This is a genomic window from Streptomyces sp. NPDC002520 (assembly GCF_053595235.1).
Genome location: NZ_JBSFXG010000040.1, coordinates 68,864 through 82,980, shown reverse-complemented (window position 1 = coordinate 82,980; position 14,117 = coordinate 68,864). Strand labels below are relative to the sequence as shown.

Here is a 14,117-nt window from a genome sequence, read left to right as displayed (position 1 = left end):
GCGGGCCGCGGTGCCCGGCGGCGCGGCCCACGACGGCGGCGCGTGACGCCGTACGACAGGCCGCCGCACGTCGGCCGGGGAAGGCGCCGGAGCAGGTCGTGCACGTGCAGATCGGACGGCTGGAGGTCACGGCCGGAGGGGCCCCGTCACGGGGCGGCGCACGGCAGCCGGCGCGGCCCGCCGAGCGCCCTGGGGCCGCCCTCAGCCTGGCCGACTATCTGGCACGGGGGCGCGAGTGAGCAGCACGGCAGTGACAACGGCAGTGACAGCGGTGGGAGAGGCACGACACGCGGCCGCGCCAGGAACCGGGCGAGGCGCTGAACGAAGGGCCGGACGAGTGGTCACACGAAGGGAACCGAGGAACTGACGTCATGAGCAACGCACTCGCCATCGCCCATGTCAGCCAGGCCCTCGCCCTGCTGATCGAGTCCCATCTCCAGCCCGAGATCGACATGGCGGTCAAGGTGGAGCCGCGCAAGCCGCCCGCCGAGCCGCCCACCGACCCCACCATCTCCGTCTTCCTGTACCAGGTCACCTCCAACACCTCCCAGCGCAACAACGACCTGCCCACGCGCGCGCCCGACGGCACGCTGGTGCGCCGGGCCGCCGCCGCGCTCGACCTGTACTACGTGATCAGCGCGTACGGCGACGAGACCGAACTGGTCGGCCAGCGGCTCATCGGCTCGGTGGTCCGCACACTGCACGAGATGCCGATCCTGCCCAAGGACGTCATCGAACTCGCGGGCGAGCGGCCCTACTTGGCGGGCAGCAACCTCGCCGAGGCGGCACAGCGGGTGCGGTTCACGCCGATGGTCATGGACGTCGACGAGACGTCGAAGCTGTGGGGGATGCTCTACCAGACCCCGTACGCGCTGTCGGTGGTCTACCAGGCCTCCCTCGTGTTCATCGACGGCCTCGAGACACCCGTCCCGCCGAAGCCGGTCGAACGGCCCGAGGTGCGGGTGCTGCCGTTCGGGGCGCCGGGGGCGCCGGTCCCGCCGGGCTCTGAGCCGCGTCCCGACGAGGCGTCGGGCGAGACGTCCGGACAGGACGGCGCGAAGCGGGAGCCGGCCCGCGAGCTCGCGTCCAAGGACGAGCCCGCTTCCGGGAAGGCGGTGAAGACGACGCCCGCCGACACGACGCCCGCCAAGGCGGTCGCCAAGACCACGGCCAAAGCACCCGCCCGTGCACGCAAGACGGCACAGCCGGCGAAAGCCGCCGCGAAGAGGACGCAGAAGAGCGCCCCCAGGCGTGCCGAAGACGCGAACTCCGGCTCCGGACCGCGGCCCGGTGGCGCCGACGGCGACGACGGCGTGGAGAAGTGAGGCGACGTGGGGTCTGACGCGAGGTCTACGGGGGCGGGTGAGGACATGGGTGCACAGGAGCCGGAAACGGCGACGACGGGTGACGGCAGTGCGGCGCTGACCGCCGGGATCCGCCGCGTCCTCGCCCGCGTGGACGCCCACGCGGCGCGCGTCACGCACAAGGGCAGCGGCGAGCAGCCGACCACGGACCCCGACACGGCCGTCGTACCGGTGCCCGATACCGCCGCCCCCCTCGACACCCTCGTCACCTGCTTCGGCCTCACCCCCTTCGAGCGCGACCTCGTCCTGCTCACCGCCGCCGACGAACTCGACCCCACGACGGGCGCCCGGTGCGCCGCGGCCGCCGGCGACCCACAGCGCTCCCACCCCACCTTCTCCCTCGCCCTCGCCGCCCTGGACGGGCCGCACTGGAGCGCCCTCACCCCCGTGGCGCCGCTGCGGCGCTGGCGCATCGTGGAGCTGGAGGACGAGACCCGGCTGACCGTGTCCCGGCTGCGCCTGGACGAACGCGTCCTGCACTTCCTGCTGGGCTCGCCCTACCTCGACACCCGGCTCCACGGCCGGCTGCGCCGCACCCCGGCCCCGGACGCGCTGCCGCCCTCCTACGATCTCGCCGCGAGCCGGGTCGCGGAGGGCTGGACCGAGGACGGCGGCCGCAGCCCCGACGCGCCGATGCTGGTCGAGGTGACCGGTGGCGACCTGCGCAGCCGGGCCGACATCGCCGCCGCCGCTGCCGCCCGCTGCGGCCTCGGCCTGTACACGATGAGCGCCGAGGACGTGCCGACCGACCCCGCCGAACGCGACCGGCTGGCCCGGCTGTGGCAGCGCGAGGCGATCCTGCTGCCCGCCGCGCTGCTGGTGGAGGCCGGCGAACTCGACCGCGACCAGCGGGCGGCGACCGAGGCGTTCCTGGCCGGAGCCGCCGTACCCGTCGTCGCGTCCGGTGAGGACCCGCTGAGCAGCGGGCGCCCGCACGGCGTGCGCGTGCCCGTGCCGAAACTCGACGACGAGGAGCAACTGGCGCTCTGGTCCAAGGCGTTCGAGGAAGTCACCGACCTCGGTGACACCGAACTCCGCTCCCTGGTCGCCCAGTTCCAGCTCCCGCCCCATGTCGTACGGTCCGCCGCCGCCACCGTGCGCCGACGGCTGCCCCACGAGGACAAGCTGAACCCCGCCGAACTCGCGTGGCGGGCCGGTCTGGACGAGGCCCGGATCGGCATGGACGAACTCGGTCGCCGGATCGAGCCGCAGGCCGGATGGAACGACCTCGTCCTGCACGAGCGGCAGACGGCCGTGCTGCGGGAGATCGTCGCGCACGTGCGGCAGCGGGCGACCGTCCACCAGGAGTGGGGCTTCGCCGCGACCCTGCGCCGCGGCCTCGGCGTCACCGCGATGTTCGCGGGCGGCTCCGGCACCGGCAAGACGCTGGCCGCCGAGGTCATGGCGAAGGAACTGGGCCTGGACCTGTTCGTCGTCGACCTCTCCCAAGTGGTCAGCAAGTACATCGGCGAGACCGAGAAGAACCTCCGCCGGGTCTTCGACGCCGCCGAACGCGGCGGCGCGCTGCTGCTGTTCGACGAGGCCGACGCCCTCTTCGGCAAGCGCAGCGAGGTCAAGGACAGCCACGACCGGTACGCCAACCTCGAGGTCAGCTACCTGCTCATGCGCATGGAGGCCTACCGGGGCCTCGCCATCCTCACCACCAACATGAAGCAGGCCCTCGACACCGCCTTCCTGCGGCGCATCCGCTTCGTGGTCGACTTCCCCTTCCCGGCCGAGAACGAGCGCGCCGAGATCTGGCGCCGCGTCCTGCCGCCGCAGGCGCCGGTCAAGGACATCGACCCCGCACTCCTCGCCCGGCTCACCGTCGCCGGCGGCTCCATCCGCAACATCGCCCTGTCCGGGGCGTTCCTCGCCGCCGAGGAGGGCGACCGGCTGCAGATGCGACACATGCTCGCGGCGGCCCGCACCGAGTACCTCAAGCTGGAGCGCTCGCTGACCCCCACGGAGGTGCGCGGATGGGTGTGAGCAGGCAGCCCTCGGCGATCCGCGTGGAGATCGGCGAACTCGTCCTCGACGGTTTCAAGGGCGACCCGGAGCGCGTCTCCGCCGAGTTCGAGCGCGAACTGGCCCGTCTGGTACGGCTGCACGGCGTGCCCGTGGCGGCGAACGGCGCCCTGAGCGTCGACGCGCTGAGCGGCCTCGCCACGCTGCCGGCCGGGCTGTCCGCGCGCCGCCTGGGCCAGGAGCTGGCCCGCGCGGTGCACGAAGGTCTCAGCGGCCACGGGGAGGTGACCCCATGAGCACCCAGTCCCAGCAGGCGAGTGCCGAGCAGGCCGCCGAACAGCGCCGGCGCAAGCGCAAGGAGCGCGCCGCCAAGTCCCGCGCCCCCGAGCCGAAGAACATCGTCAGCGGCGCCGGCCAGCCCCTCGACCCCGGCGTCCGCCGCGACCTGGAGGAACAACTCGGCCACGACCTCAGCCGGGTACGCCTCCACACCGGCCGCGACGCCGCCCACCTGACCGAACTCCTCGGCGCCGATGCCGTCGCAGTAGGCCAGGACATCCTCTTCCGCGAGGACGCCTTCAAACCGGGTACCGACGAGGGGCGCCGGCTCCTCGCCCACGAGTTGCTGCACACCGTGCAGAACCCGCATGGACTGGGGACGCTGCGGGCGGGGCGTGAACTCGGCGCGGTGAGCCTGCCGCAGCAGGCCATCGAGCGGGAGGCGGAGTCGGCGGCGCAGGATCTCGTACGACAGACGGGCACGCCGGCTGAAACGGCCGAGGAGGTGCAGCAGGGGCAGGCCACGCCCGGCTGGCTCCGCTACGCGACCGTCGACGCCGACCGGCGCCGTATGGAGCAGTTGGATCCCGCGACCCTCGTGGACCGGCTGGCCAACGGTCTGCTGCGCTCCCTGCGCGGTGACCCCGAGGACCGCTCGGGCCGGGTACGGCTCCAACTCGCGCGCATGGCACCCCAGGTGCAGGACATCGTCCTGGACCGCCTGGAGCTGCGCCTGCCCACTCCCGTACTCGACCGGCTGTTGGAGGCGGTGGAGGAGACGGAGCGGGGGCCGTTGCCGCTGGACGCCACCCCGGCCCCGCACGCCGTCCCCAGCGAGGCGCAGGACATGGCCGAGGAGCGTGAGCGCGCGTCGGAGGACGCGGAGCGGGAGGCGCGCGAGCGGGCGGAGACGCCCGACGGCGGGCGGCACGACGCAAGGCATGACGGGCGGGGCAAGGCCGCCGGTGACCGGCGAGAGGATCGGCAGCGCGACGAGTCCGCCGCCAGCGGTGGCCGGGGCAACGCCTCCCACGACGGCAACGCCGGTACGTCCCCCGAACAGACCGCCGCGCAGGACCAGGCCGAGGCCGGCGCACGGCAACAGGACCGTTCCGAGGCTCGACAGGAGGACAGGGGCGCCGCCGACAAGGAGGGCACCCGGAACGACGAAGCCGGTCAGCGGCAGGACGACGCCGGGCCGCAGGACAAGGAAGCGGACGACGCGGGCGGCCCGGAGGACGGTGCGGCCCAGGAGGCGGAGACGCAGGCCGCCGCCGAGCAGCAGGCCCAGCGGACCGAGGGACCCGTCGGCAGCCCCGACGCGGGACGGAACACCGCACCGGCTCCGGCCGCGCTGGACCGCGGTGGGGCCGAACCGGGCGAGAAGTCCAGGACCGCGGGCGACGTCGGCTCGGCCCGTGCTGGGGGCGACCCGGAGAACGAAGAGGACTCTGACGACGAGCCGTTGGGGCTGGAGTCGGAGGCCACCGAGGACGATGCCGGGCGACCGGACGCGGAGGCGGACGACGAGTCGGCCGCGGGGCAGGTGAGCATTGCCGACGCGGACCTCGTGGGGGCCACGGATGCCGCGAAGAACCCGGGCCTCATCGAGGAGCGGAAGAAGGGGACGGCCCGCACGCCGAGCTTGCCCTCCTCTGCCGGCGTCCCCGTACCGGAGCCGGCAACTGACGCGTCCGGTAGCGGCACCTCCATGGACGACACCTCGGACAACGCGGACGACACCGAGAGCCGGGGCGACCAGGATCTGCTGGGCCTGCTGTCCGGAGCGCAGGACCAAGGGGGCAGCACCGACGGCGGGGTCGGCGACATCGCGCCGCGGGGCAGCGAGGGGCCTTCCGGACCGCTGTCGGAGGCCGGCGGCAAGGAGTGGGACCAGAAACAGACGGAGGAACGGAGCGAGGACTCCGACGCGCGGCGGCGCGACGAGGAAGCCCGTACCGCCGACGAGGCGACGCCCGGTGGCGCCCCGGGGCCCGGAGAGACGGCCGCCTCCGGTCAGTTGGACAAGGCGGGCGAGGACGCGCGTCGTCAGGAGGCCGGTACGGCATCGTCGTCCTCGGCGGCTCCTGGGGACACGGGCAGCCGTGCCGGAGGCACCGGGGAACAGACCGCGGCCGCCGTACGCCCGGGGACCGGCGCAGGCACGGCCGAGAGCCAGGCGAAGGGTACGGACAAGCAGACGGACGGTGCCGACAAGGGATCGGCGGCAGGCGGCGGCGACGCGGCGAAGACCGCGGGAGGCGCGGCCACCACCGATCAGGGCACCCACGCCCACCAGTCGGCCCCCGCTCACGAGCCCACCACCGTCCCCGGTGAACAGGACGTCACCGAGGGCCGGGGACCCGCCACGACGGCCGGCCCGCGGACGGGCCCGGAGCAGGTGTCCACACCCGGCCCTGTGTCCGCCCCGGAGTTGGCGCCGGGCAAGCGGCCCTCCCCGGCGCCCGGCCGCGCCGAGTCCAGGGACAACGCGCCCAAGGCCACGTCGGCCCCCGGCGCGGCCACGGCAGCTGCCGCATCGGGATCCCGGCCGACGGGAGCCAGGCGACAGGCCGCCCGGAAGGCCGCAGGTGCCGCTCGACGAGGCGCAGGCGGAGGCGGCGGGGCCGGACGTGGCACGGCCCCCGCTGCCGCGCGCGGCGGTAGGGCGGGAGGTTCCGGCTCGGCCAAGGCCGGGAAGGCGACCCCGCCACCGGACGTCTCGAACGCAACCCCCGAGGCGGGGCTCGCGACGGCCGCCGGCCTCAAGCCGTACCAGATGCTGGAGACGCTCAAGGGAGTCGACGGCGCGGTGGGCCGCTCGGTCGACAAGGAGCGTACGGCCCTGCGCAAGGCGCCACCGAAGACGCAGCGCCCTTCCGGCTCGTCGCGGACGGTCCCGGGTGGCCCCACGGCGGCCGCACCGGGTGCGTACACCAACGCCAAGGTCGCCCGCACCGAGGCCACCCCGGGCAAGACGCCCGAGATCACCGGCGAGCAGAAGCCGGAAGGCAAGGTGCCGGGCGCCGATGTGCCGGAGCCGAGCTGGTGGGACATCGGTCTGACGATCGGCGCCCAGCTGTTCGGCAAGCTGCTGAAGGACCTTCTGCCGCTCGACGACCTGATCGACTCGATTCTGGGCCTCCCCACCAAGGACGAGGGCCTGAAGAACGCGCGCGTCGGCGACGCCCCCGGGCTGCCCCTCGAGAACGACTCCGACCCGCAGCGCACCGACGAGCAGGGCGGCAAGCTCGACGAGCGCAAGACCGAACTGCACCAGGCCGGCCGGGAGGATGCCGCCCGGAACATGGGCGAGGACCAGATCTACCCCGACGTGCCCAAGGAGACGCTGACCGGCAAGGTGCCCGGCGGCAAGAAGGCCGCGAAGGGTGGTGCTGCGCGGTCCGTGTCCGGCGGCGTGCCGATCGAGTCGGCCTCCGCCGTGGCCGAGCACGACCGCAGTCCGCAGATCCAGGCGGGCTTCGCCGACGGTCGGCAGAAGATGGGGCAGGAGCGCCAGGCCAAGGACAAGAAGGCGGGCGACGACCGCAAGCAGTACGACAGGGACCTCCAGCAGGAGGTCACCAACAACGGCAAGAAGCAGGCCGACGCACGCGACAAGGGCCGTTCCGACATCGCCGACTCCCGCGACAAGTGGCGCAAGGAGCAGGACGACAAGGTCGCGGAGATCGACGACAAGAAGGGCAAGAAGTACGACAAGGTCCGCAAGGACATCGGCGACAAGGAAGAGCAGACCGACAAGGACGTCGACAAGCGGACCGAGGACGACAACAAGAAGATCGAGGACCAGCAGACCAACGCCGAGCAGGACGCGGAGAAGAAGCAGAAGGACGGCAAGGACGACGCCGACAACTGGATCGAAGAGGCGATCGAGAAGCTCAAGTCGTTCTTCGAGGAACTCAAGAACGCCATCAAGAGCATTTTCGAGAAGGCCCGTCAGGCCGTCACCGACGTCATCGACCAGTTCAAGCAGCAGGTCTTCAAGCTCATCGACGACGCGCGCAACTGGGTCATCGACCAGATCAACAAGTTCGCCGACGAGCTCATCGCCCTCGGCGACGACCTCCTCGCCGACTACCCGGCGATGCGCGACAAGTGGCGCAACACCATCAACCACGCGCGCGACTGGGCCGTGCAGAAGGTCAACGAGGCGGCGGACGCGCTGAAGGAGGTCGCCGGGAAGCTGCTCGACGGCCTGTGCGACGCCCTTGTCGCCGGGCTCGACGTGCTGGAGTCCGGCCTGCTGTCGGCCGTTGACTCCGTCGAGTCCGTCGCCGTCGGCGCGCTGGAGTTCGGCGCCGCCGCCGTAGCGGCTCTCGGCGAGTGGGCGGCCATCTTCAGCGACATCGTCTCCGACCCCGGCGACTGGATCAGCAAGGCCGGAGCCGCCGCGGAGACGGGTGCCAAGGAACATCTCTTCAACGAGATCAAGGCCGCGGTCAAGGAGTGGTTCAACCAGAAGGTCCAGGAGATCATCGGCATCCCGATCGAGGACTTCCAGGCCCTGATCGAGGGCGGTGTGTCGATCGACGAGATGGCCAAGATGGCCTGGGACGACGCGGTGCCCCAACTGCCCGTCATCATCGGTGTCCTGGTCGTCGAGAAGGTCGTCGCCAAGCTCATCCCCGGTGCCGGCTGGGTCATGGCCGTCATCGACGCCCTGCAAACGGCATGGGGCACCCTGAGCGAGATCCTCGCCGCCTTCGGCCTGTTCATGGACTTCCTGAAGGCGGTCAAGAGCGGCAACGGCGCTCTGCCCTTCGCGAAGGCCGTCGCGGCGGGCGTGGTCGCCCTGCTGGAACTCGTCTATCAGTACCTGATCGACGGCATCGGCCGCTTCATGGGCAAGGTGGCCGAACGGCTCGCCGGCATGCTGAAGAACATCCTCGGAAAGAAGAGGCCGGGCGGTCGGGGCGCGCCGGACCACCCGGACTCGCCCAACAAGCCCAAGGCCGACAAGCCGAAGGACGAACACCCCAGAGACGACAAGGAGAAGCGGGACGACGACCGCGCTCCGGACTCCGACCGCACTCCCGCGCCGCGCAAGCCGTCTGCGGACCGGACGTCCCGCCCGCAGTCCAAGCCGCGCCCCGGCAAGCGTTCCTCCCCGGAGAAGAAGCCGCGTCCCTCGCACACGACCCGGCCCAAGAAGCGCCGACACGACGACGAACGTCGCGAGGAGGGCCGCGAGGTCAACGAGGCCAGGCGGCGGGCACGGGACGCCGAGCGCAGAATGCGTGACGACGACCGCGCCGACGCCCCCACCCGCCGCGGCCCGGCCCGCGACACGGCCAAGCCGGACCGCCACCGTCCCGACAGGGACCGGAAGGACGACCCCAAGGGCAACCGCCGGCACGACGACGACCGAAGTCCGGACCATCGCCGCGACAGGGACAAGGGCGACGACAGAACAAGGAAGACGGACGAGACCAAGGACCGGTCGCGGAACCGGGACAAGGACACCAAACGCCGCCGCGTCCAGCGAGCCCGCCAGACCATCAAGTCAGCCGTCAACCGGGCACGCCGAGCGGCTCGCAACCTGTTCGGCAAGGCCCGCCGCAAGGTCGGCGGCCGCCTCAACGACCGCTTGCGCAGGCTGCGGGATCAGTGGCGGCGCAGGCATGACCGGAACCGGCCACGAGACCGTGACAGGGATCGGGACAGGCCGGGACAGCAGGAGGGCAGGAAGGACTACGACCTTCCCTCGGTGCGCTTCCGCACAGTGGACGGTTCCCTGCATACGCTGCTCTTCGACGGCAAGGGAAAGAGCGCCAACCTGGCCATGCGGAGCACCCTGGAAACAATCAAGACGTACATCGCGGACTGGAAACGGGAGAACAATTCGTCCCCGATCTCCGAGGATCAGACGCTCCATTCCACCCAGGAAACGGCTCGGGAGCAGGCGGACACGTTGCGGGAGCAGGTGGAAAAGGCTCAGAACCTTCTCCTCGACCGGGAGACCGGAAGCGGCAGGTACACCCGGCGCACCGGACGGTCCTCGTACGGGGAGCCAGTCTTCCTGGGAGGCGACCAGGCCGGTATCGAGCGGCAGCTGCGTGCCTTGAGAGTGGCCATGGAGTACCTCGCGTCCGCCTTGGAAAAGCGTTCACGAGGAGCGGGCGAGCCTCCACTGCCGGACACGATTCTGCCGGCGTTCTCCGACGGGGACACAGCAGAGTCCTACAAGGCGCACTACATCAAGAAGAGCACTCCGCTGGGCACGGAGTCCGGGGAGCGTGAGAACGCCTGGCCTCTGGGTTGGGACCGCGTCGTCGCGGCGGGGCTCTCCAACAGGGGTGACTGGGTGCGTATGCATATGCTCACAGCGGTTCTGGGCGGGCACTCCTCCACGTCGAACCTGGCACCCGCGCGTCGCGCGGACAACATCGACGCACGAGAAAAGGCCGAGCATCCCGCCGCCCGTGCAATCGGAAAGAAACCCGGAGGAACCGGCCAACTTCAGAAAATGATCTGGTACGACGCCGACATCACCATGTGGGGAACCCATCCCGGATTCCCGAGCTCTGTGAACATGTACTGGGGAAGCTACGAGTACCCGAACGGTCACTGGCAGCGTAAGAATCATCCGGACGGGTCCTGGACCACCGGAAACTTTGCCCAACCGCCGTGGCCGGCAAGCGGAAACAGCCCGCTCAGAATCAACCTCAACCAGGCGGACCACAATCAAATCATCGCAGCCACGAGGAAGAGGCTGAACGCCGCCACTGCGAAGAGGATCGTGAACCTCAGGGATCAGCAACCAGGCAAGAGGTTCAATGGAATGACGGACCTTGAGGCCAAGCTGAAGGCGCATGCCTCGGGTCCGGCCGGACTGGCCGCGGCAGTGAGAGTGATCAATGCACTGAAAGACGCCGAGCAGCACCAGAGGCTGTACGTCTAGGCCATGGGAGAAGGAATGGAACTTGAGGAACCGAATGCGTACGAAGAGGGCTGGCTCGGGGTCCTCGATGAGTTGCGTGACAGTCCGGCCGTCGAGGTATTGCACGAGGTTCAGGACGACGTCGACCTGACTGCGGAGGACACGTGCTTCGATGACCTCGCCGAGTGGGAGGGCGTCGAACTCGGCGCGGAACTCCGTAATGCCTATGTTCGCTTCGCGCAACTGGGCAGTCAGTGGCGGACCGTGCATCCCTACCCTGACCTGGCAGGTGAGTTTCGGCTCAGTCCCTTGCCACTGGCGGTGCACGAAGATGCTCCTGACTTCCCGTCATCGCTCTATTCGGACGAGCAGCGCGAACTGGCCGGCGGGCTCCGTGTCATCGACTCCAGTCCTTTCACCGGCACGGGTTCCTTCGTCGCGGTGCGATTGCAACCCGGAGTCCAGAATCCCGAGATCTGGTTCTCCGACCACCGGACGAACACGCTGTGGAAGATGGATCTCGACTACGTGGGATATATGGAGACCTTGAAGCTGACCAAGGGCGTCTTCGACTGGCAGCACCTCTTCACGGAGGCACCGCTGGACGGCGAGGAATTCGTCGGCATGGACCGGGAACTGCAGGCGATGCTGGACATCCTCCTGAGCGTCTTCCCCAACCACGACTATGCGCCCTTGCGTGCACGGCTCGCCGAACGCCTCCGCTGAGCACACGGACAGGAACCCATGACCCGCTACGCCGACATCCCCAAACCCATCCGCTCCGGCATAGTCGTAGTGGACCCCGCCACCGGGACCCCGCAGCGCATCATCGTCCTGCAGTTCAACCCCGACACCCTGGAGCGCAGCATCGCGCCGCAGTCCGCCGGGGACGGTGGTGACGCGGGCGGGGGCGGAACCGGCAGCGGGGACCGCAACGAGGCGCTCAGGCTCAAGGGCCCCGCCCAGGAGACCTGGAAGTTCACCGCCGAGATCGACGCCACCGACCAGTTGGAGATCGCCGCGCCGGACGGGATCCACCCGCAGCTCGCCACCCTCGAGATGCTCGTGCAGCCGAGCACCGCACAGCTCCGCGCGGCGAGCAAGCTGACGGAGAAGGGGGCCATCGAGATCAGCCCGATCGAGATGCCGTTGACGCTGTTCACGTGGGGGAGTAAACGGGTCATGCCCGTCCGGCTGACCGAACTCTCCGTCAATGAGTCCGCCTTCGACGTCAACCTCAACCCGATCCGGGCCTCGCTCAGCATCGGGATGAAGATCCTGACCGTCAGCGACCTGCCCGCGGGGCATCGCGGTGCCGATCTGTACATGGCGCACCTCGCGCAGAAGGAACGGCTCGCCGCCATGGCCCGCGGCGGCAGCCTCGGCATGCTCGGGCTCGGCGGTGCCGACCTCGTGACCGGAAGGGGATGAGCACAGCCGCCATGTCCAACACCGAGCCTTATGAGAGTGCCCTGGACTCCATACCGGGGGCGCATCCCTACCCGCGCACCAGCCGGTACCACGACGCCGAGATCGGGGTGTACCGGAGGGACGACGGGACCGAAGTGCGGTACACCAAACGACGGTTGTTGCCGCCGCTCGACCAGAGTGGTGAGGAGACCGAGGCCCACGTCGTCGGTGCCGGCGACCGGCCCGACCTGCTCGGGCAACGGTTCTTCGGCGACCCCGGCCAGTGGTGGCGGATCGCCGACGTCAACCCCGTTCTCGATCCAAGGGAGCTGACCGACGAAACCGGCCGCGTGATCGACATACCTTCGGCCGGCGGATTCTCGCGCGGTGACCGGCGTGTCTGAACAGCGCGTGGGGCAGGGCCCCGTACACATCCAGGTCCTCATGGGGCCCACGCTGGCCCGCCCGGTCCCGGCCGAGGTCGCCGAAGCGCTGCTGTCCGCCCAGATCACCGCCACGGCGGGCGAACGCAGCGGCTTCCAGATCGCGTTCGACCTCACCAAGACCGGGATGATCAGCAAGCGACTGCTGCCGGAGGGGTTCTTCGACCCGAAGACCCGCGTCATCGTCAACGTCAGCGTCAGCGGTACGCCCGAGGTGCTGTTCGACGGGCTGATCGTGCGTCAGGAGGTCGGCGCCAGCAACATACCCGGCCATTCCACCCTCACCGTCACCGGCGAGGACCTGACCCTGCTCATGGACCTGGAGGAGCGCACCGCCCGCTACCCCAACCTGCCCCCGTCCGAGCGCGTCCTGGCCATCCTGCGCCGGTACTCGGACTACGGCATCCGGCCGGACGTCTACACCGAGAAGGTGGCCCAGCCCCCGCACCAGGACCTCCGTGTGCACTACCAGACGGGGACGGATCTGCAATACGTCACCGACCTGGCCCGCGCGAACGGATACACCTTCTATCTGGAGCCCGGTCCCAACCCGGGGCAGTCGTCCGCCCGTTGGGGGCCGGAGGTCCGGCTCGGCGCCCGCCAGCACGCCCTCAACGTCAACATGGACGCCAACTCCACGGTGGACCAGCTGACCTTCGCCTACGACGGCACCGCGCGTGAAGAGCCGCAGGCCCGCTGGCAGGACCCCGGCACCCGGCAGTCCACCCTGCTGCCCCAGCCGCCGATCAGCCCGCTGCGCCCGCCCCTCGGCAGGCGCCCCACCCCGGCCCTCAAGCGCAGGACGCTCTCGGGCACCGCCAAGCAGCAGCGCGAGCAGGCCGAAGCCGAACTCCTCGCCAGGGCCGCCGTGTCCGCCGACGTCGTCTCCGGCTCCGGTTCGCTCGACGTCAACCGGCACGGCTACCTCCTCCAGCCGCGCCGGCTCGTCGGCGTGCGCGGCGCGGGGCGGGCGTACGACGGCGACTACTACGTCAAGTCCGTGACCCACAACCTCCGCCCCGGCTCCTTCCAGCAGAACTTCACCCTCTCGCGGGAGGGGCTGGAGGCGCGCAGCAACCGCGTAGAACCGTGACCGTGCACGTGACCCGGCGCGGCCGGCTCGACAGAAGAGCCCCGAGCGGCCGAAGAGCGCCAACCGACCGAACCGACCAAGGCACCTGAACCACCCATCGACCAGGAGCAGTTCAGTATGGCGGCACCCAGCAATCGCTACCTCGGCAAGTTCCGCGGCCGGGTGGTCAGCAACGATGACCCGTTGCGCATCGGCCGGATCACGGCCGAGGTGCCGGACGTCCTCGGCGACGAGCCCTCCACCTGGGCGCTGCCCTGCCTGCCGTTCACCGGGCCGGAGTCGGGGCAGTTCGTGGTCCCGCCGCCGGGCGCGGGTGTGTGGGTGGAGTTCGAGCAGGGGGACCCCAGCTTCCCGGTGTGGACCGGGTGCTGGTACGGCGACGCCGGCGAGCTGCCGCCCGACGCGCGCCGCGAACTCCAGGGCAACGCGACGAACAAACCGGTCGTCGTGCAGACCCCGGGCAACCACAAGATCGTGCTCAACGACACCGCGGGCGCCGAGCAGGGGATCCTGCTGCAGGCCCAGGGCGGTGCCTACATCCGCATCACCAAGGAAGCCGTGGTCATCGCCACCGGCGCCGGCGCCGAGATCACGCTGCGCGGTCGCGAAGTGACCATCAACGAGGGCCAGTTGACCGTCCTCTCCAAGCGATAGACAAC

Annotated in this window: 9 protein-coding genes and 1 pseudogene; all 10 read left to right on the top strand. The window is 70.5% G+C overall.

Annotated features, from left to right (window positions below):
* Positions 1-239: pseudogene (locus ACWD5D_RS37085) on the top strand (hypothetical protein); the annotation flags it as partial.
* A gap of 132 nt (positions 240-371) precedes the next feature.
* Positions 372-1,325: a Pvc16 family protein gene (locus tag ACWD5D_RS37080; RefSeq protein ID WP_451377199.1), complete on the top strand. Its 954-nt coding sequence runs from the start codon at positions 372-374 to the stop codon at positions 1,323-1,325.
* A gap of 45 nt (positions 1,326-1,370) precedes the next feature.
* The gene (locus ACWD5D_RS37075; RefSeq protein WP_451377198.1) at positions 1,371-3,353 is read left to right on the top strand and encodes an ATP-binding protein; all 1,983 of its coding nucleotides are present in this window, start codon (positions 1,371-1,373) and stop codon (positions 3,351-3,353) included.
* The gene (locus ACWD5D_RS37070; RefSeq protein ID WP_451377197.1) at positions 3,344-3,628 is read left to right on the top strand and encodes a hypothetical protein; all 285 of its coding nucleotides are present in this window, start codon (positions 3,344-3,346) and stop codon (positions 3,626-3,628) included. The genes ACWD5D_RS37075 and ACWD5D_RS37070 overlap by 10 nt, the downstream gene beginning before the upstream one ends.
* On the top strand, positions 3,625-10,533 hold the full coding sequence (locus ACWD5D_RS37065; RefSeq protein ID WP_451377196.1) for an eCIS core domain-containing protein: 6,909 nt from the start codon (positions 3,625-3,627) through the stop codon (positions 10,531-10,533). Before ACWD5D_RS37070 ends, ACWD5D_RS37065 begins: the two co-directional genes overlap by 4 nt.
* Positions 10,534-10,548: 15 nt before the next feature.
* Positions 10,549-11,238 (top strand): hypothetical protein, encoded by a 690-nt coding sequence (locus ACWD5D_RS37060; RefSeq protein WP_451377195.1) that lies wholly within the window; start codon positions 10,549-10,551, stop codon positions 11,236-11,238.
* An 18-nt stretch (positions 11,239-11,256) separates the two neighbouring features.
* Entirely contained in the window at positions 11,257-11,943 is a 687-nt protein-coding gene (locus ACWD5D_RS37055) for a hypothetical protein (protein WP_451377194.1), read from the top strand.
* Between the two features lie 11 nt (positions 11,944-11,954).
* Positions 11,955-12,326, top strand: a complete 372-nt coding sequence (locus tag ACWD5D_RS37050) for a hypothetical protein (protein ID WP_451377193.1) — start codon at positions 11,955-11,957, stop codon at positions 12,324-12,326.
* The gene (locus tag ACWD5D_RS37045; RefSeq protein ID WP_451377192.1) at positions 12,319-13,458 is read left to right on the top strand and encodes a hypothetical protein; all 1,140 of its coding nucleotides are present in this window, start codon (positions 12,319-12,321) and stop codon (positions 13,456-13,458) included. Before ACWD5D_RS37050 ends, ACWD5D_RS37045 begins: the two co-directional genes overlap by 8 nt.
* 117 nt (positions 13,459-13,575) lie before the next feature.
* Complete coding sequence (locus ACWD5D_RS37040) at positions 13,576-14,112, top strand: phage baseplate assembly protein V (RefSeq protein WP_451377191.1); 537 nt, start codon at positions 13,576-13,578, stop codon at positions 14,110-14,112.
* Positions 14,113-14,117: the final 5 nt, after the last annotated feature.